This is a genomic window from Nostoc sp. KVJ20 (genome assembly GCF_001712795.1).
Classification (GTDB): domain Bacteria; phylum Cyanobacteriota; class Cyanobacteriia; order Cyanobacteriales; family Nostocaceae; genus Nostoc.
This window is the reverse complement of record NZ_KV757645.1, coordinates 1-20,008: the sequence shown is the minus strand read 5'-3', so window position 1 is coordinate 20,008 and position 20,008 is coordinate 1. Positions and strand designations below refer to the sequence as shown.

The window sequence follows — 20,008 nt, the reverse complement described above, 5'->3', positions numbered from 1 at the left end:
CAGGTCGTTTCTAATCTACTTCATTTCTCTGTTGCTCGTGTGGATGTAGTCGTGACAGCTTTCATGTAGTGCAATTAGATTCTTTGGTTTCCAATTATCATGATTACCGTCTATGTGGTGTAAATGTACTCTTTCAAGAGAGGTCATTCTTAAACCACATCTACCACACGTATGGTTTTGCTTTTGTAATTGTTTTGAGGTTATGCCATCGTATAGCTTGCTGTTGCGTTTACTCCAGTAAACTAAATCTCCGTCGAAAGGTGATTTATTTCCTCGGACTTTGACGAAGGCATTTTCGGAGTTGGAAACCTTCGGGAAGGCTTTGTCTAGTAGTTTCTTACTTGTATACCTATCTTGCTTGGTTTCCTTATTGAATACCCTGTAGGTTCTTGTTTCGATGTGGTATAACGAGTTTCTTACCCCGTCCATCTTGCAGAATTTATGGTATTGTCTCCACCCTCTAACGATTGGCGCAAGCTTAAGAGCTTTTGCCTTAGCTCCATAATTCGAGTTGTTGACGATGTGTTTTACTTTCTTGCGGAAGGCTTTGAAGTTTTCCTCTGAGGGAGTACATCGGAACTTTCCGTTTTGCTGCACATAGAAATGCCAGCCAAGGAAATCAAACCCATCTGTCGAGGCGGTTAGCTTTGTCTTTTTCTCGCTTACCTTTAATCCTCTTTCTGCTAGGAATTGGTTTATTCTGTCAAGTATTTGCTTTTCATCGTCTTCAGGGCGTAAGAAGAATACCATATCATCGGCGTATCGAACACATCGGGATTTTATTCTTCCCCGTGAGTCTTTTACTTGGTGACAATCTTCAATACTATTTAGAGCGATGTTAGCTAAAAGTGGACTTACTACCCCGCCTTGTGGTGTTCCTTGATTCGGAAATTCTGGGGTTATTCCGGCTTTTAATGCTCGGAATATTCCGGTTTTCAATGCTCTAGGAGCTATCAAGTTCACCATTATGGCTGAGTGGTTTATCCTATCGAAGCACTTCTCAATGTCAAGTTCAATGATTCTTTTTGTGATCCCATTTGAGGTACTTTTAAGGTTTAAGAATACCTGTTGTTGGGCATCGTGGGTAGACCTACCCTGTCTGAATCCATAACTATGTTCGTGAAAAGTGGCTTCGTGCGCTGGCTCAAGTGCATATTTAGCAAGGCATTGCCAAGCTCTATCCGCAATTGTCGGAACCTTGAGATATCTAATGGAGCCGTCTTTCTTCGGGATTGGTATCGGTCTTAATTTGTTGTGATACCAGTCCTTTTGTCTGAGGAGCAGTTCTAGGTTGAATCTTTCCTCATAGGTTAACGCGGTTTTTCCATCAACACCCGCAGTCTTTTTACCAGCATTTAGCTGTGTGACTTGACGGATTGCCAGAAACCTTGCAGCTTTGGACTTCAGGATAAGCTTTTGTAGTGACTTTGCTTTGCGCTCGTCTCCAACAAGAATAGCTTTAAACACTCTCTTTTGAAGGCGGAAAAGGTTCTTCTGAAATTTCTTCCAGGGTAATGATTTCCAAGATTCACTAGTTTTTACACTGTGTCTAACCATACGCTTCTCCAAATTGCGTTTTCCTGAATACCTCAGCGAAGTTACTCGCTGTCCTACCCGATATAAAGGGTTTCCGCTTCTCGTCTAGCCTACTGGTGTTTTCGACCTTTCTCCAGACCCTTATATCGTTTTTACTCGTTCCGTTCTTTCGATTGATTGATGGTTTAGAACAGCCCACTTTGTCTATTCACATCTCAGAGATTGCAACTATTGCATAAATATGTTGCGAGATTATAGTGAATGAAGTCTACATTTTGTTTTCAGGTTGTAGCTTTCACTTGAGACACTTTTTTAGGACTTGTTTATTCATGCCATCCCCCCATTAGCGCCAGTGTTGTTACCTGCTTGTTTTACAACTGATTGCGCCCTGTTACCAGCTTCACTCTATAGGATTCCGAGCCTATTCGGTGTGGTCAGGTCGGGAGTCACTTATCTCTTAAAGGGTAGGACTTACCTTTCTAGGGTACTTGGTTCACCTACATCAAAGGAACAGTTATATATTTTGAAAGTGAGTTTCAGAATATACTCTGGGCGTACCCCTCTAGTTTCTAGAGGCTCTTACCAGAAGCGAGCCGCACTTATGCCAGTGATTTGTACAGTAAATGGCACGTCAAGAACAGTTATGAGGCGATAAAAAGAGGGGCGATGCTCGGTTATATTGACTATAACTTGATTGTGAATGAATGATGTATTGCTGAGGAGAGCGAGAAAAATAAGTCGGGGAGTGGTAGTAGTTAACTTTTCTCTATCTTCCTTCTTAAGAGCGGCTGGCTACCTACCCATGTTCATTACCCTTCTTAAACAAGCCTTTGGTGATGTTCGACAGAATCTCTGTCGAACATCTTTAAGTTCTGCGTTTAGCTTGTTCACTCAACTGCTACTCGTAAATAATCAGTTAAAAATTAATACTTTTGCTGGCTCTTACGGTGGCTCCCGCCTAAAGGTTTTTTATCTGGAAGTCCCAAAAAATTAATAAATTCCAGAGAAATTCGCATAGCGGGTATGATGTCAAAGCTAGTATTCAGCAGGCGTTATCCCAATTTGAACAAAGAATGAGACAGATACATACACTCAGACCCTGATTATATCTGGCTTTTTCAATTTTGTACTCTTGCTCCCGAACCCGTATGGTATTTTGAATTGGTATTCACCGCCACTATTGAACAAGCTCGAAAGTTCCACGCAGCCGTCTAAGACATCTCAAAACTGGGAGGGAGTTATAGTTACATGGCGAAGGTAGCACTGCTAATAGGAGTCAGTGAGTATGGACTTGGCTTGAATCCATTACCAGTTTCAGTCAAAGACGTACAAGCGATCGCTAAAGTTTTGCAGCATCCAGAAATGGGTGGATTTGCAGCAGCAGATATCCAAAAGCTGGAGAATCCCGATCCGCAAAAAATGCAGGAAGCCATTGAGGGATTGTTTAGTGATCGCCGAAAAGAAGACCTCATATTGCTTTACTTTTCTGGTCACGGTATTAAAGATGAAACGGGTAAACTTTACTTAGCAACTAGTCTCACTCGCAAAAATCCCCAGGGGCGGCTTGTCAAAGCGACAGCAGTTCCGGCTAATTTTATACATAATGTTATGAGCGATAGCCGCAGTAAGAGACAAGTCGTAATTCTCGACTGTTGTTTTAGTGGCGCATTTGCAGAGGGTTTATCAGCTAAGGATGACGGTTCTGTAGATATTTATACTCAACTGGGAGGTGAAGGGCGAGTTGTTCTCACCTCTTCTACTTCTACACAATATTCTTTCCAACAAGAGGGAGACAGTCTCTCAATTTATACTCGTTATGTCGTCGAAGGTATTGAAACAGGAGCAGCAGATCAAGATAATGATGGTGTGATTTCCATAGATGAGTTGCATGAGTATGCCAAAAAGAAAGTTAAAGAAGCAGCCCCCGCCATGCAACCAGAAATCTATGCCGTTAAGGAAGGCTTCAAAATTCGGCTAGCTAAAGCACCCATCGGCGATCCCAAGTTGAGATATCGGCAAGAAGTTGAGCGTTTTGCCAGTCGTGGTGTAATTTCTGCTATTGGACGCAATACCTTAGATTTGAAAAGGCAGAGTTTAAGATTGTCATCTGAAGAAGCGACAATTATTGAAGCTGAAGTTCTCGAACCTTATCAAGAATACCAAAAAAGATTGCAGCGATACGAGCAGGTATTATTTGAGGAAATTAATAAGCAATATCCTTTAAATCAAGATACTCAAAAAGAGTTGAAAGCTTTTCAAGAAGCTTTGGGACTCAAAGATAGAGATGTCGAGCCGATTTTTGCGCGTGTTGTGCCTCTAGTAAAATCCTCTTCATTAATTAACGAAGCGAGCGCAGATAGTAAGTCCACAACTCCTCTAAAACCTGAAATTACACCTCCAGAAAATTATTCTTCTAACACAGCTAAAAAAATGCGTTCTATGGCTGTTGTACTTTTTGCCACCATTTTAGGATTGACAGGTATAATTTATGGAATTTATGCTTTAACTCCCTATTTCTACACAAAGCTCAACGAAGATATACCAAAAACATCCTCTAGTTCATCTGAGCCATCCACTCCTAAAGCCGTCACAGCCACAAAACCCCCAAATGAAGATACTCCGAGCAGAGTTCTTCCAGGGAATAATGTCAACGAACCAAGGAATAAGCCTACTTCAACTGCTCTCCCAACGGAAGCTGAAGCTACTCTGCGGGCATACAGACAACGCCAAGATCAAATCCGAGCCGAATCTGAGGCGGCTCTACGGGAAATAAGAAAACGCCAAGCTGATGCTGAAGCTGCCGCAGAAAAACAACGCCAATTTGACGCAGCAAGACTCTTGTGTATGGAAAAGAAACAAAGATATCAAGCGTTATTTGAACAGGGAGCAGTAGGAGAAGGTGGTGTGAAAAAGGTTTTGAATGACAATAACTGTAGTGATTACGGTATAACTTGGCCATAATTTAGAGACGGTAGCTCTTGGCGGTGATCAATTGGTACAACATCTGTGGGATTGTTGTCAGTAGTTATGAGCGATCGCCTTTTCGGTTTCTGCTTTCCTTGGCTTTAGTAGTTTCTTAGTTTCTTTCGACTCCATTGATCAACCTGTTTAACTAGGGACGCTCTTCATCTTGCTTGACGACGGCTTTTGCTGTGATTTTTTTGTACGGATCTGGTGATATCGCTATTTTAGAAGAAAACTAGGGCATGATATTTCAATAGCTGCTTTGTGTTTAAATACATAAGATGTTATTAGAAAACCTTGCATTATCTGAACTACCCTCAGTTTATTTATTAGAAAAAAGTCATCTACCTAATTGTGCAGCTATCTATTTCGTTTCTAATAGTAAAGGTCAGGTTCTATATATTGGCAGAACAATCAACTTGTTTGAGCGTTGGAGAGAACACCATAGATTTAACCAGCTAAAGAGGTTTAATCGCAAAGACCGTATCAGTATTAGTTGGCTGACTTGTGCTAATGATATAACCACACTCTCACATCTCGAAAATCAGTTGATAGAGTTATACAAGCCGCCGCTAAATTGGACGAAAGTGGTGTCGCCAATTAGAAAAATAACTCCATCGGAGATAGCACTACAGCAGAGTCTTCAACAGCTTGCAAAGTTAAATACTATGATATTTGGTTTTGACCCAATAGCTGACGAAGAACCACCAACAATTTACTTGGTGTACCCTGTATATGGCAAGCGTGGTCTGTCGGGTAGCATAAGAACTATATTAAAAACTATCAACAAAAAAGCCAGCCCTTTGAAGTGGAAAGAGTATCACACAGAACCTAAATTTTCAGGTAAATTCGGTTATTGGTCAACTCAATATAACCATATAAGAATAGACCTATCCCCATTTGATGGTCTAGTCCACTTTATGAATAATCCTATTACTAGGACTATTGCTGATGTAGAATTTATGGCTTTTACCTCTGAACAGCTAGAAGTATTTTTAGAAAATACATCAGAGGAACTGAAGAATAATCTTTCATGTTTAGATGCTCTAGAAGATGACCCTATTCCTATAAAACTGGTTGATAAATTTCAGTCAGAACAAGGGAAAGATAAATATGTCATTGAAGTTGAAGCATGGGAGGAATTAGAGCCAATGCCTGAAGGTGAAGCGAGAATAATGACTCGTCAGTTCTTGTATGTAGATGGTGTAGAAGTAGAAGTCTGTAGTAACACAAATGGAAAATATTTTGTCAGGCACAATGTTTACTGGTGGATAATGCACGGACGAAAAAACCCCGACCTACAATATCAGCGTGTAATAGAAAACTTAAAGGATGCTGTAGATAGACTACCTACTATAAGATGGGCTGGTTATAAATTTATATTTGAAACTATTATATTTAGTGAGGACGATGTAGAAGTTGAGAGTGTACTGCTGCCACTGGCTATGTTTGAATATCTATTCAAGGACTTAAAGTCAAATTGTACAGGCAAGCTCCGTGAAGAACTTGAAACTGGGGAGTACCAGTCCAAGCCAGATGATAACCAAAATATAAAACTATGTGCATGGTTACAGCGCAATTCATTAGGCTCACTATTGCAAACCAAAGATAGTTAAATCAATATTTGGGGTGGATTGCTACCCAAACCCCAAAATTGGCAACACATCTCAAAATAAAGACAATTGCCCCGGCGATAAATTCCCCCTGCGTCGCGTATGAAAACTGAGAGATTAATATATTTACGATTTCGTCTGGATATCGTCTTAACCTCAATCTGTGATATTTATATTTAATGACACAAAGCACAACTCTGATAAAATCAGGATTTGACTTAAGTATCAAAAAACCTACTTTGAATAATTAAAATGAGCAAGCTGCCAACTCTTTCTCAAACTGTTAATACTGTTGTCACCAGTATGACAGCATTTATTGTTTTAGCTACAGTTACTACAACACCTGCTGTTGCTGCTTTCTTCAACTTCAAATTTGATGGCACATTAACTGGTTCTGACCCATTTGGCACTGCGGCAACAGTTTTCGGACTGAAGGGTAGTTTTGTTATAGATACTGACGTTGCTAACTCATCTACTACTCCAATTGCAGGCAGATATAATGGAGCTATTAAAGATTTAAACCTCACATTCGCTAGTACACCTACTCGTAATGCAATAACGTTGAGTACAGCGAATTTTACAAGCGGAACTAATCGTAATCAAATATTTGTAGGCCCAAGGGGGACAAGAGAAGAGTTGCAATTTTTAGTTGGCAATGTTGGCTCTGTGCCTCCTTTTTTCTTACCTGACTCTTTTGGAATCATCTTTACTAACACTGACTTACCTTTAACTACTCAACTCAAAGAAGTTTTGATTCCAGCAAGTAGTACATTTACGGGTCAATTTAAGTTAACTTTGTCTGATGACCAAATTAACACTCCTAACAATGATTTTTCCGGCTCATTGACTATCACTCCTGTGAGTGTCCCAGAGCCGAAAACAAACATCCTCTTAGTTTTATTAAGTTTAGGATTTACCTGCTACTGCTGGTTGAAGCAATCACGACCTATTAATCCCAAAACTTTTAGTTAAGTAAAACTTAGTAATTTCAGGAGCTAGGGCGAAACCAGTTACCAGTTAACAGATTACTTTTCATCACTAGGAATCCTTCAACATTCCCGTCAACAATTCCGACATCTCCCACAAATCTTTATTCCGGTTATCGTCATAAATCATCAGCGTTCGCGGATCTGCATGACGGCTCAACTTCTGCACCTTTCTAATATTCCCATCAGTGGCATCAAGCGCCGCCGTAATCGCCGAATGCCTTACCCTGTGCGGTGACATGGGTTTCTTCACCCCTGCCTTCTTAAAAGCCGTCGCCACTATTTTATAGATGGCATCAGTAGTTAAGCGATGTCCTTCATTATGAAAATCCAATGCTGTAAATATCGGTAAATTGCCATTCAAATCCCCTCGTGCAATTAACCAATCTGCAAGAGCAGCCGCCACATCCTTGGACATATCTAAATATTCTTCATTCGTTCCCTTACCCTTCCCCAAAACCCTCAACTTGCGTCCATAAAAATCAAAATCCCCCACATCTAACTGACATATCTCTTGGCGACGCAACGCTAAACCCCACAGCACCAGAAAAATTCCATAGTTGCGTTTACCAATCAAAGTTTCTCTATCAAATTGCTGAATTACAATAGATATCGCTTTGCTATCAACACCCCGCGTATCCCGATAAGCCTTGACCTTCTCCCCTGAAACATCTTCTAGGGAATAGTTGCACACTCCCAACTTCCGCCCCATCTTCGCCAACGACTTAATCGCCGCCAACCGCCGATTGATTGTCGCCTCCCGCAACCCAGATTTAATCAACATCGCCTTGTACTTCAACACCACCATCACCGCTTGCTCTCGCTGCAAGTGCAAAAACTCCAACACGCTATCACCAGTTGGCGGCACAAGAGTCATCTTCAGAAAGAAATCCCTCAAATCCTTTTCATAAGCCCGTCGAGTATTGGGGTTACGCTTATCTGCCAACAGCTGCGCCAACACATCCGGGTCAGTGTCAAGCTGCGCGTCAAAATATCGAGCGATCGGAGCATCTAAACACGCTTCCAACTCGACTTTAACTAGCTCACCAAATATTGGCTCGTTAGGCATAAGTGCTTACAGCTTCGTTATTGATAATACAACTTTCCAATAACGTCTATCATACGGCAACAGGTATAGGCATTAATCAAAACATGGAGTAGAGAGCAAAATACTTCTTGCGGAAGTTGAATGGTGTTAATTAGTAATGCTAGTTCTGTAATTTCCTGCTTTGATATCAAAATTGATAGCAGAGGATGTAGTCAATGTGTCCAATCCTCCAGCACCAAATCGGGAATTTGAGAGAAATCCTTTTGGTTACGAGTAACCATCACCGCATTTGTTGAAAGAGCGATCGCAGCTATTCGCAAATCTTTCTGTAGCCTTTTTTTATTGAGTTGCTGGTTTTCTCTGAGTAAACCTTGGTGACAAGTGTAGGCAGCAGTATCAAAGTTGAGTATTCTCACTCCTTTGAAATACTCTTGAGTAGTCCACAGTTTAGTGTAAAGGTTTACTAAGTTGGCAGATTCAGTCCGGTCATTAATTTTGACTACCCACCCGTTAAAAATTTCTTGAACTGTGATAATGGTGATAGCCAAATTGGGATAAACTTGAGCAACTTTAGATATAACAGCTTGGTTTCCTTGAAGTAAAAGCGAAACATGGTCTGTGTCGAGTATATAAAAACTCATCCTGCATTTCTCAATCTGAATCTAATCCTCAGTCTTTTAATCTTCATCTACTGCGTTACGTTCTGCTCTGAGATTATTAGCAATCTCAGCAAAATCTGCATCGTCTTTAAACACACCCGCAAATTTTATCCAAGGATTTTCTGCATCGTTATGATGCAATTGAATTTCTAATGGAATAATTTCTATCTTTTCAAGACGAGTTGACAAAAGTGTTTTCAATTCTTGCACAGCTTGTTCAGTAGTAGGTGCTTCAACCTGAGTGTTGGGAAATTCTAGGACAGAAGCTATTACATTTCCTTCATGATTACGTTCTAGTAGGATATGTAACTTCAAGTTTTCAGACTGAGGTAGTGTTACGGAGGAGAAATTGATAACCATATTTTAATTATTACCAAGCCTTGAACAATAATGTACTGCTATATAAATACTAGACGAGTTTAGACATGAGTGGAAAATGCTTGTTTTAACTTAGCGAGAATTTCTGAATTTCTCATAGGATATCAAAGCCTAAGTTTAAGAGAGTTAAAATAGAGTTCTCAACTGACGAATTGTTGATTTTTTCTTGATTGACTAGAGATGTAAGTAAGTCATAAACTCCCTGATATTGGCTGGCATTATAGTCAATCCATCGGTTTTGAAATGCAAGTGCATCATGGAGTGCCATTACCACTTCTGTATAGGGGTAAAAAGGTAATTTATCACGCATGAACCGCATAGTACGCTGCTATTGTTTCTCCAGAGTTAGAGGAGAGCTTTTGCAAATCTACTAACAGAGTTTTGGTGATTTATACTCCTGAAACTTCTAAGACAGTCTGCTCAATATTCATTGTTTATCTTTGACAGTAACTTGAGTTGAGTCGGAGCTAATTGACGCTTGATGGAGTCGATTTATGAGATGAAACCGCAGTTAGGATAATAAATTATTGCAGACCGTTATTGTATTTCTAATTATTCTTAGTCCGCGTTAAATCATCCTATTTATCAAGATACTCTATCACCTCTGTTAGGTCTGCCATAGCCCGATTAAATCGATTTAACATCGCTTCTGCTACTTCTGGGTCAGCGTCGTTGACAGTTGCTAGTTTTTCCTGTATACAACGGTCAAGGGCTTCTAGCCACAGTGACAAGCCTGTATGCCTAATTGCTGATAATAACCCCATGTTGGTAAGGACAGCCAAATGGAAACCAAGCTGGTCTTGTCCACCATAGCCGAGATATCCGTCACTCAGTTCCAACTTTTCTGGGGTAAATTCAAAATACTGTTCAGAGGTAATACCAGCTCTTTGGAGTTGGGGTTGGGGCAGTGAAGGTTGAGATTGAGTCATAAGAAAGCATTATTTTTAGTGGTACATTTTGCACAAAACTCAAAAAAAATCATGATCATTGGGTTGACGAATCAAAAGGGGGGCGCGGGAAAAACTACAATAGCTGGGCATCTTGCATACTGGTTGAGCCAGCGTGGAACGGTGATTGTTGTAGATGCCGACGCGCAACAAAGCAGCACTAACTGGATGAAAGATTTACAGTTACCTTGTAAAACGATGATAGACCCGGACGACCTTTTTGACGAACTTCCGACGCTGGCAGAACAGTATTCAGCTGTGGTTGTGGATGGCCCCGGTAGTCTCAGCGAGACAACAAAAGCAATTTTGTCCAGATGTGACTTAGCTCTAGTACCTTGTAAGCCATCTGGGCTAGATATGCACAGTACATCAAAGATGGTAAGGATTTTGCGTCAAGCAAGAGAATTACGAGGTGGGATGCCGAATGTAGGTTTATTTTTAAATCAAGCAAAGAAAGGAACTGTGTTACTCAAGGATGCTCAAAGAGCTTTAGATGCCAAAAACACAGGGTTTCCTTTGCTAAAGTCAATGTTATTTGACCTTCAGGTGATTGCTGATGCGCCAGGGCAAGGGACTACTGTTTGGGGATTGGGTGGAACAACAGCCAAACGCGCTGCTCAGGACTTTGAGGCACTGTTTACTGAAGCCTTGGAGGTAGCCAATGGCAAAAAGTAGGCGATTGGTAGAGGATTTTATTTTTAGGGACGAGGGACAACAGAACACAGTCTCCATACCTCTAAACTCGATTGTTCTGCCATCCGAGGAGCTAAGGTATTACATCGATCCTGAAGAAGTTGAAAAAATTGTTGCTACTGCCAGAAAAAACGGTATTCTTGCGCCCCTCCTAGTTCGCCCTATCCCTGGCAGTGACAAGCATGAGGTTGTAGCAGGGGCAAAGCGTTACAGAGCTGCTCATATTCTAAAGCTGGTAGAAGTCCCTGTAGTTGTCAAACAACTTAGCAATGAAGAAGCTCTGGAGATTGCTTTAATTGAAAATTTTGCTCGTTCCGGGTTGACTGACCTAGAAGAAGCTGATGGAGTTTTGAGACTTTTATCTATGAAACTCAATCTGCCAGTAGCTGAAGTGTCAGTGCTACTGCATCGCATACAAAACCAATTACGAGATAGACTCGCCACCAATAACGTTATTGGTGAAGATGTAATCCAGGTTGTGCAAGAGGTTCTCACCTCTTTGGGTAATATTAAACTTGACTCGTTTATCAGCAACCGCCTCCCATTACTCAATCTGCCAAGTGACATCTTAGAGGTATTGCGTTCTGGAAAATTGGAAGCTAGCAAAGCTAAAGCAATCTCACGGGTAACAAATGAGGAGAAGAGAAAAGAACTGCTAAGTGTGGCCGTTGCGAATAAATTATCATTAAATGAAATCAAGCAGAAGATTAAAGAGTGGCAGCAGCAGTCAGAACCCGATTCAGCATTTCTTGCAGAGTCTTCATCTCTTCAACAGCGTGCCGATGAAACTTTCCGGCAACTTAGAAAGGCTAAGGTTTGGGATGACCCTAAGAAAAAAGCTCGTATAGAGAAATTACTGGCCCAGTTGCAAGCATTAATGAAAATAGATTAACCAGAACAGTGCAGGCTAAACTCAGCATGGAGCTTTGAGATTTTTATTTGTGAAACTCAATCTGCCAGTAGCTGAAGTGTCAGTGCTACTGCATCGTATACCAAACCAATTACGAGGTAGACTCGCCACCAATAACGTTATTGGTGAAAATGTAATCCAGGTAATGCAAGAGTTTTCACCTCTTTGGGCAATATCAAACTCGGCTTCTTTAGCATTTTGCAGGATTTCCTTAACTATGTGCCTATAGTTGGTATTGACTGTCTTAAATAGGGATGCTCTTTAAGGCACAGAGCAGAAGGCAGTATTTACTTATCTTCACATAGTTTGGTTGTTTCACGTCGTTCTACTTAAATAGTCATTACTACTATTTTGACGATTTTGAAGAGCAAAATGCTGACTTCAAGAAAACAAGAAAAAGGGGACAATCCTAGTTGGATTTCCCCTAAGTTACTACTATTAAGCTTTTGCTCTTTATTGCAAGTTGCCCCAGAAAGAAGCTTCAGATTAGGCAAAAGCCAGACCAGCGCTGACATCGAGATTACTTGCATTCTGAACAATAGCGATAACATCATCTATCCCATTGAAGATCACAGTACTAGAACCGGAAGTGCCAAACCTGTACTCGGTAGAACTGCCTTGTAACTGAATTCGATCGCCCTCAGATAAACGGAAGTCAACAATAGTCGCTTGTCCATCACCGAGATAATACTTGGTCGATGCGCCTAAGATAAAGCGATCGGCTCCACTACCACCTGATAGGGTGTCGAATTGAGTGGTGACCAAAGCAGAACTAGTGTTCAAGAAACCATTAAGGAAATCACCACCAGCTTCACCCCGCAGGACATCATTACCCAAGCTACCCAACAGGACATCGCCGTCTGCACCGCCCAAGAGAGTATCATTACCAAAATCGCCGTCAAGGACATCAAAACCACCTAAGCCAGTGAGGACGTTATTGCCAGTATTCCCAGATATGCTGTTATTAACGGCGTTACCGGTGCCGTTGATGTTACCAAAACCCGCTAAATCGAGGTGTTCGATGTCTGCATCATTCAAGGTAAAGGTGAAATCCGCTTGGATAGTATCGATCCCGTTTAAACTGCCATTGTCCTCGAAAATGGTATCGGTGCCCTGACCAGTACGCAAAATATAAGTGTCACTACCATTACCACCGACGAGAGTATCAGTTCCCAGTCCGCCATTTAGAACATCATTACCATCTTCTCCGAAGAGTATATCGTTTTGCTCCTCGCCTAAGAGTGTATCGTTGCCAGTACCACCACTGAGGGTATCATTTCCACCATCCCCAAACAGATTATCATCACCAATTTCTCCAAACAGCAAGTCATTATCACTACCCCCAGAAATTGTATCTTTGCCAGCGCCCCCCTGGATAGTGTCATTGCCGCCCAAGCCACTGAGAGCGTTATTGCCAGAATTACCGAATATCTGGTTGCGGATAAGGTTTCCAGTGCCGTTGATGTTACCTGTGCCGAATAGTTGCAGGTTTTCGAGGTCGCTATCGCCTAAAGTGAAGCTGAAATCAGCTTGGACGAGATCGATTCCTCCCAAGGTGCCGTTGAACTCTTGAATGATGTCATTGCCAAAACCTGCGCGCAAAACGTAGGTGTCATTCCCAGAGCCACCATCAAGGATATCATTCCCTGAGCCACCATCAAGGACATCATTCCCAGTATTACCCAAAAGAGTATCATTGCCACCTAAACCATCGATCCTGTCATTGCCTCCTAGACCATCGATGAAGTCAGCAGATAGGGTACCTTCTAATGTATCATTGAACTGTGTTGAGTTAGCCATTTTTCTCTCCTGAAAAAGATAAAAAGTTAGAGTAATTTTGTCAATTAGACTGAATTAGTTGATTGCTGTTTTGTTTGATTTTGGAATATCAAAACAAATCCTTGAACCGGAAAAATAGCCTAGTAATTTGATCAATTACGTCAACTAAATTTAGGAAGCATCTGTTGGGCAATCAAGTTAATATCAACTTCTTCACGGTTGAGATAGGAAAATCTATCGGTGCCGCTCATGTATTTAAGTCTGCGCCATGTTTACTTTTGAGTCGATAGAGGAAAATTGAGGGAAAATTGAGGGAAAATTGAGGTGGTTTTGCCCATAAGTGAGGTGCAGTAGGTGGAATTTGAGGACGCTCTCAATGTTGCTGATGAACTTGTATTCCTCAAAGCCGGACGACGGCTCACCTCCGTTGAACTGGCCATCTTAAAAGGAGCCTATAACCGACGAACCTACGATCAAATTGCCAATGACACCAGCTATTCCCCCAACTACTTAAAATTTGATATCGCTCCCAAATTGTGGAAACTCCTATCGGATGCCTTTGGTGAAACCGTTGGTAAGACAACCTTACAGGCAGCTTTGGAACGGCAATGGCGTAAGCAGCAGTCATCTGGTACAGCTAAGAAAGTCACCAGTAAAGTTACCGACAATGCGGTACAGCAACAGCCAGATTTAACGCTTGCATCTGCTCCGTCCTGTGCAGCACCCAATATCGATTGGGGTGAGGCACCCGATATCTCAGTTTTCTACGGGCGGACGACGGAGTTGGAAACACTTACCCAATGGATGCAGCGCGATAGCTGTCGTCTCATAGCCCTGTTGGGGATGGGAGGTATTGGCAAAACTTCCCTGGCCGCTAAACTGGTTCAAGATTTGCAAGACGAGTTTGAGTTTGTGATCTGGCGATCGCTACGCAATGCCCCGCAACTCAAAGAACTACTAGGGGATATCGTGCCATTTCTCTCCCGCCAGCAAGATGCCCAGGCAACCCCAGAACGCCTGCTGCACTGGTTGCGAACCCATCGTTGTTTGCTGGTTTTGGACAACCTGGAAACTATCCTCCAACCGGGTCATCGGGTGGGGGTTTATCTGCCGGGATATGAAAACTATGGGACGTTGTTGCGTATGCTTGGCGAAACGAGACACCAAAGCTGCGTGCTGTTGACCAGTCGAGAAAAACCCGTCGAAGTCAGCACCTTTGAAGCTGAGGATGGCAAAGTGCGATCGCACCTCCTCTGTGGATCTTTAGAAGCTTCTCTATCCCTTCTTGATTCCAAGAAACTAACAGGCACCGAAGCTGAAAAGTATCGCCTGTGCGAGTTCTATAATTTTAGCCCTCTTGCATTGAAAATTGTCGCCGCCTCCATTCAAAGTCTGTTTGACGGGAACATTTCAACCTTCCTGGTTGAAGAAACGATGGTATTTAATGGTTTACATAAGTTACTCGACCAACAGTTTTCTCGTTTGACAGAGCCAGAGAAAATCATCATGTATTGGTTAGCCATCAACCGGGAATGGACAACCACAACAGAATTAATCGCAGATATCACTCCCTCCATCACCCGCGCCACTTTGTTAGAAAGTCTGGAATCTCTGACATGGCGGGCGTTAATTGAACAGCAGACAGGGCAATACACTCTCCAACCCGTGGTCATGGAATATGTTACGGATACTTTGATTCAAACCATGGCCGCTGAACTGGTGAGCGTTCAACCCGTTCTCTTTGAACGTTACGCGCTGCTTAAAACTACTGTGCTGGATTATATTGGGGAAAGCCAGCGTCGCCTGATTTTGTCCCCACTGGCAGAGATGGTACAGGCATCATTTCATAATACTGAGACTCTACAAGAACATTTTCAGGCTCTGTTGCAGCATATACGCGATCGCCCCACTGCCTTTTTTTCCTATGGAGTCGGCAATCTCATCAACCTAGCCTTGCAACTCGATCTCGATCTGACAGGCTATGACTTTTCTCAATTGAAGATTCGCCAGGTCAATTTTCAAGGTAAACAACTTTTCCAGATCAATCTGTCCCATTGCGATTTAAAGGACTGCCTCTTTACCCAAACCTTTGGTGGCATTCTGGCTGTTGCTTTTAGTCCAGACAATACAAAACTGGCCTTTGGAGAGACCCACGGCATACTTCGTCTCTGGCAAATCATCTCTAATCAGAAGGAATCGTCCCCTCTGGAGCAGCCCCTGTTGACTTTAAAGGGTCATCTTGGGGCGATTATGGCTGTTACTTGGCATCCTGACGGCAGTAAGTTAGCCAGTAGCAGCGATGATTACACGATGAAAATTTGGGATGCCCAGACCGGAAATTGTTTGTTGACCTTGCAGGAGCATCAAAAAGCAATCTGGGATGTTAAGTGGAGTCCGGATGGCAACCTGCTGGCTAGTAGTAGTGGCGATGGAATTATCAAGCTCTGGGACTCTGAAACCGGAGCCTGTTTGCAAACCTTAGTGGGACACCAAAGCCTGGTGCGTAGCGTTGCCTGGAGTCCTGATGGTATCTTAGCTAGTGGTAGCGAAGACCACACCATTCGCCTGTGGGATGTGGCTGAGGGGAAATGCCTCAAAACATTGACTATTAAAGGAGCGCGCGTGCGTCGGGTAGCCTGGAGTCCGGACGGAGAAAAGCTAGCCAGTGGGAGTTCCGACCGACAGGTTCGTATTTGGGATCGACGAACCGGGCAGTGCCTCAAAACCCTAACTGGACACGCTTTCTGGGTTGATGCCCTCACCTGGAGTCCTGATGGACAGACCTTGGCTAGTAGTAGCAGCGATCGCACCATCAAGCTCTGGGATTCAGCTACAGGAGATTGTCTGCGAACCCTCCAGGGACATCAAGACCCAATCTGGGGCTTGAGTTGGTGGGCAGATAGCAAAACTCTCATTAGCGGTAGCTATGACCAGACCCTGCGCTTCTGGAATACGGAAATAGGCCAGTGTCGCCGGGTTATCCACGGATACATTAATGCGATCAGAAATGTTACCTGGAGTCCGGATGGCCAGAGCCTGGCCAGTTGTAGTACCGATAAAACGATCAAGATTTGGCAGGTTGCTACAGGTGAACGTCAGACTAAGTTGATCGGGCATCAGGGATGGGTGTTTTCAGTAGACTGGTGTCCCAATTTCCCCCATGCCTTTGGTCAGGAGAATGTAGCCGGAATTGTTGCTAGCAGTAGTACAGATGCCACCATCAAACTGTGGGATGTTAAAACCGGGCAATGTTTCAGAACGTTGCTAGGTCACACCAGTTGGGTCTGGTCTGTGGCTTGGAGTCCCGATGGTCAAAGGTTGGCTAGTGGCAGTAGCTCGAATGATCTAACCGCGAGGATCTGGAATCCTGTTACCGGGGAATGCTTGCACATTCTCGCCGGACATGAAAGTTGGATCTGGTGGGTCGCTTGGAGTCCAGATGGCAGAATGCTGGCAACAGCAGGGGACGATCAACGCATTAACCTGTGGGATGTGGAGACAGGGGAGTGTTTAAAAACACTGCACGATCAGTGGCTGTTAGGAGTTGCGATCGCCTGGAGTCCAGATAGTCAATGGTTAGCCACTAGCAGTAAAGAAAACACCGTCAGACTCTGGAACCTCCAAACGGGCATTTGTGAACGAGAACTGAGCGGGCATCAGGCGATCGTGTGGGCGATTAGCTGGAGTCCAGATGGCAATTACCTTGCCAGTGGCAGCGATGACTGTACTATTAAAATCTGGAATTTGCAGACCGATGAATGTAGTCACACGCTGATCGGCCACCAAAGCCGCATTTGGGGTGTCTCCTGGAGTCCCAAGGGAGACTTTCTGGCTAGCAGCAGTACCGACGAAACCATTCGAGTATGGGATATAGCTAGAAACTGTTGGCAGATTTTGAGAAGCGATCGCCCCTACGAAGGCATGAATATTACCGGAATTACTGGCATCACTGAAGCTCAGAAAGCAACGCTCACAGCATTAGGTGCGATCGAGGGGTGAGCATTAATCTGTCAAGGTTTAACGGGAGTATTCAATACCATTGGTGTTGCTTTAGATGGCAATGGAAACGCAGGCAAAGCTTTATCTCATGTTCCTGAACCTGCTTCTTTGTTAGGTCTTGGTTTAGTAGCAAGTTGAATGGTAATGGTTCGCCGCCGTCGCACTATCTGATTACACGTTATTAGTCATTCGTGTAATCGGCAATTGAAACTGGCTCTACAAGAGCAATGAAGTATTGGCTCAAGTAGAAGATCGTGAGCGATTTCCATGAGTCTACGAACTTGCGGTAGCTTCAGCAAAGCTAGATGTAGCGCCTACAATGCTAATCGCTCAAACCTGCAATCAAAGTATTTTCAAACCAGGATTAAGGTTCTTGGCAACTTTTGGTGATGATGAAAGGTTACGCGCTTTAAAGCAGAAGGCAGCTATGCTGAAGGGTTTTAAGATTTTGCCTGTCGTCGTAGAAGTTGTGACAAAGACTCAGATACAACTTGAAGACTTTTCTTGTGATGTAGAGGTTCTGTAACCCAAGAAACGCAGGATTTTCTGTAGTTTTCTTCTTTCTTCCTTCTGCCCTCAGCATAGATGCCTAAACCAGCCCACTATTGATCACCAAAAGCTGACAAGACCCAAAGTTGGTTACAACCAGAATTTTATCCGAAGATTTCCATAAATACTTAATAGAGTAAAACCCTTGCAATTTAAGGATTACATCTGCATCGACAGACTTCCCAAAAAAAAAATGGGAAAATAGTTGACAAAAAAATCTGCACTCGCTATATTTGATAAGCACCTGAGAGACGAGCGCGAAAGAGCGACGCCTGAAGGACGCCGAACCTTGAAAATATTATAGTTTGAAAGCCATTATACAACAAGTGGCCTGCGTCAAGCAAATAAAGAGAACTAAGCTGGAGTTTTAAAAGAGCAGCTAATTGAGCTATAGAGCTTTCCAATACAAAACGGAGAGTTTGATCCTGGCTCAGGATGAACGCTGGCGGTATGCTTAACACATGCAAGTCGAACGAAATCTTTCGGGATTTAGTGGCGGACGGGTGAGTAACGCGTGAGAATCTGCCTTCAGGTCTGGGACAACCACTGGAAACGGTGGCTAATACCGGATGTGCCCTTAGGGGTGAAAGATTAATTGCCTGAAGATGAGCTCGCGTCTGATTAGCTAGTAGGTAGTGTAAAGGACTACCTAGGCGACGATCAGTAGCTGGTCTGAGAGGACGATCAGCCACACTGGGACTGAGACACGGCCCAGACTCCTACGGGAGGCAGCAGTGGGGAATTTTCCGCAATGGGCGAAAGCCTGACGGAGCAATACCGCGTGAGGGAGGAAGGCTCTTGGGTCGTAAACCTCTTTTCTCAGGGAAGAACACAATGACGGTACCTGAGGAATAAGCATCGGCTAACTCCGTGCCAGCAGCCGCGGTAATACGGAGGATGCAAGCGTTATCCGGAATGATTGGGCGTAAAGCGTCCGCAGGTGGCTATGTAAGTCTGCTGTTAAAGAGTCTAGCTCAACTAGATAAGAGCAGTGGAAACTACATGGCTAGAGTGCGTTCGGGGCAGAGGGAATTCCTGGTGTAGCGGTGAAATGCGTAGAGATCAGGAAGAACACCGGTGGCGAAGGCGCTCTGCTAGGCCGCAACTGACACTGAGGGACGAAAGCTAGGGGAGCGAATGGGATTAGATACCCCAGTAGTCCTAGCCGTAAACGATGGATACTAGGCGTGGCTTGTATCGACCCGAGCCGTGCCGTAGCTAACGCGTTAAGTATCCCGCCTGGGGAGTACGCCGGCAACGGTGAAACTCAAAGGAATTGACGGGGGCCCGCACAAGCGGTGGAGTATGTGGTTTAATTCGATGCAACGCGAAGAACCTTACCAAGGCTTGACATGTCGCGAATCCGGGTGAAAGCCGGGAGTGCCTTCGGGAGCGCGAACACAGGTGGTGCATGGCTGTCGTCAGCTCGTGTCGTGAGATGTTGGGTTAAGTCCCGCAACGAGCGCAACCCTCGTTTTTAGTTGCCAGCATTAAGTTGGGCACTCTAGAGAGACTGCCGGTGACAAACCGGAGGAAGGTGGGGATGACGTCAAGTCAGCATGCCCCTTACGCCTTGGGCTACACACGTACTACAATGCTCCGGACAGAGGGCAGCAAGCATGCGAATGCAAGCAAATCCCGTAAACCGGAGCTCAGTTCAGATCGCAGGCTGCAACTCGCCTGCGTGAAGGAGGAATCGCTAGTAATTGCAGGTCAGCATACTGCAGTGAATTCGTTCCCGGGCCTTGTACACACCGCCCGTCACACCATGGAAGCTGGTAGTGCCCGAAGTCATTACTCCAACCTTTCGGGGAGGAGGATGCCTAAGGCAGGACTGGTGACTGGGGTGAAGTCGTAACAAGGTAGCCGTACCGGAAGGTGTGGCTGGATCACCTCCTTTTTAGGGAGACCTACACCCCTTACAGATCGAAAAGCATACAGCTATAT

At 43.7% G+C, this 20,008-nt stretch carries 14 protein-coding genes, 1 rRNA gene and 1 pseudogene; 9 read left to right on the top strand and 7 right to left on the bottom strand.

All coding sequences use genetic code 11. The annotated features are described in order from the left end of the window. Positions 1 to 15 precede the first annotated feature (15 nt). Complete coding sequence (locus tag A4S05_RS21890) at positions 16 to 1,557, bottom strand: group II intron reverse transcriptase/maturase (RefSeq protein WP_069071908.1); 1,542 nt, start codon at positions 1,555 to 1,557, stop codon at positions 16 to 18. 679 nt (positions 1,558 to 2,236) lie between these two features. Here A4S05_RS21890 and A4S05_RS21885 point away from each other — a divergent pair. From A4S05_RS21885 to A4S05_RS21870, 4 genes are all read left to right on the top strand, one after another. Further along, positions 2,237 to 2,530, top strand: coding sequence for a hypothetical protein (locus tag A4S05_RS21885; protein ID WP_141699779.1), 294 nt, complete (start codon positions 2,237 to 2,239; stop codon positions 2,528 to 2,530). A 254-nt stretch (positions 2,531 to 2,784) separates the two neighbouring features. Further along, positions 2,785 to 4,497, top strand: coding sequence for a caspase family protein (locus tag A4S05_RS21880; protein ID WP_069071906.1), 1,713 nt, complete (start codon positions 2,785 to 2,787; stop codon positions 4,495 to 4,497). Positions 4,498 to 4,781: 284 nt separating this feature from the next. Then, positions 4,782 to 6,116 carry a GIY-YIG nuclease family protein gene (locus A4S05_RS21875; RefSeq protein WP_069071905.1) on the top strand — a complete coding sequence of 445 codons (1,335 nt, stop codon included), beginning with the start codon at positions 4,782 to 4,784 and terminating at the stop codon, positions 6,114 to 6,116. 249 nt (positions 6,117 to 6,365) lie between these two features. After that, complete coding sequence (locus tag A4S05_RS21870) at positions 6,366 to 7,085, top strand: hypothetical protein (protein WP_069071904.1); 720 nt, start codon at positions 6,366 to 6,368, stop codon at positions 7,083 to 7,085. 66 nt (positions 7,086 to 7,151) lie between these two features. On the opposite strand, the gene A4S05_RS21865 is transcribed toward A4S05_RS21870, so the two are convergent. From A4S05_RS21865 to A4S05_RS21845, 5 genes and pseudogenes are all read right to left on the bottom strand, one after another. Then, positions 7,152 to 8,168, bottom strand: coding sequence for a tyrosine-type recombinase/integrase (locus A4S05_RS21865; protein WP_069071903.1), 1,017 nt, complete (start codon positions 8,166 to 8,168; stop codon positions 7,152 to 7,154). 191 nt (positions 8,169 to 8,359) lie between these two features. Continuing rightward, positions 8,360 to 8,788, bottom strand: coding sequence for a type II toxin-antitoxin system VapC family toxin (locus A4S05_RS21860; protein WP_069071902.1), 429 nt, complete (start codon positions 8,786 to 8,788; stop codon positions 8,360 to 8,362). Between the two features lie 36 nt (positions 8,789 to 8,824). After that, complete coding sequence (locus tag A4S05_RS21855) at positions 8,825 to 9,166, bottom strand: hypothetical protein (protein ID WP_069071901.1); 342 nt, start codon at positions 9,164 to 9,166, stop codon at positions 8,825 to 8,827. 112 nt (positions 9,167 to 9,278) lie between these two features. Beyond that, positions 9,279 to 9,573, bottom strand: a pseudogene (locus A4S05_RS21850) (hypothetical protein). Positions 9,574 to 9,762: 189 nt separating this feature from the next. After that, entirely contained in the window at positions 9,763 to 10,113 is a 351-nt protein-coding gene (locus A4S05_RS21845; protein ID WP_069071900.1) for a hypothetical protein, read from the bottom strand. A gap of 51 nt (positions 10,114 to 10,164) precedes the next feature. Between A4S05_RS21845 and A4S05_RS21840 the strand changes: the two genes are divergently transcribed. Together A4S05_RS21840 and A4S05_RS21835 are read left to right on the top strand one after the other, a co-directional pair. After that, positions 10,165 to 10,806, top strand: a complete 642-nt coding sequence (locus tag A4S05_RS21840) for an AAA family ATPase (RefSeq protein ID WP_069071899.1) — start codon at positions 10,165 to 10,167, stop codon at positions 10,804 to 10,806. Continuing rightward, complete coding sequence (locus A4S05_RS21835) at positions 10,793 to 11,716, top strand: ParB/RepB/Spo0J family partition protein (protein ID WP_069071898.1); 924 nt, start codon at positions 10,793 to 10,795, stop codon at positions 11,714 to 11,716. The genes A4S05_RS21840 and A4S05_RS21835 overlap by 14 nt, the downstream gene beginning before the upstream one ends. Before the next feature lie 504 nt (positions 11,717 to 12,220). Here A4S05_RS21835 and A4S05_RS21830 read toward each other — a convergent pair. Next, complete coding sequence (locus A4S05_RS21830; protein ID WP_069071897.1) at positions 12,221 to 13,534, bottom strand: calcium-binding protein; 1,314 nt, start codon at positions 13,532 to 13,534, stop codon at positions 12,221 to 12,223. Between the two features lie 333 nt (positions 13,535 to 13,867). On the opposite strand from A4S05_RS21830, the gene A4S05_RS21825 reads away from it, so the two are divergent. The 3 genes from A4S05_RS21825 (at position 13,868) to A4S05_RS21815 (ending at position 19,961) form a co-directional block, all read left to right on the top strand. Continuing rightward, the gene (locus tag A4S05_RS21825; RefSeq protein ID WP_069071896.1) at positions 13,868 to 17,512 is read left to right on the top strand and encodes a WD40 repeat domain-containing protein; all 3,645 of its coding nucleotides are present in this window, start codon (positions 13,868 to 13,870) and stop codon (positions 17,510 to 17,512) included. Between the two features lie 319 nt (positions 17,513 to 17,831). Then, positions 17,832 to 18,038 carry a hypothetical protein gene (locus A4S05_RS21820; RefSeq protein WP_069071895.1) on the top strand — a complete coding sequence of 69 codons (207 nt, stop codon included), beginning with the start codon at positions 17,832 to 17,834 and terminating at the stop codon, positions 18,036 to 18,038. A 430-nt stretch (positions 18,039 to 18,468) separates the two neighbouring features. Beyond that, positions 18,469 to 19,961: ribosomal RNA gene (locus tag A4S05_RS21815) — 16S ribosomal RNA — on the top strand. Positions 19,962 to 20,008: the final 47 nt, after the last annotated feature.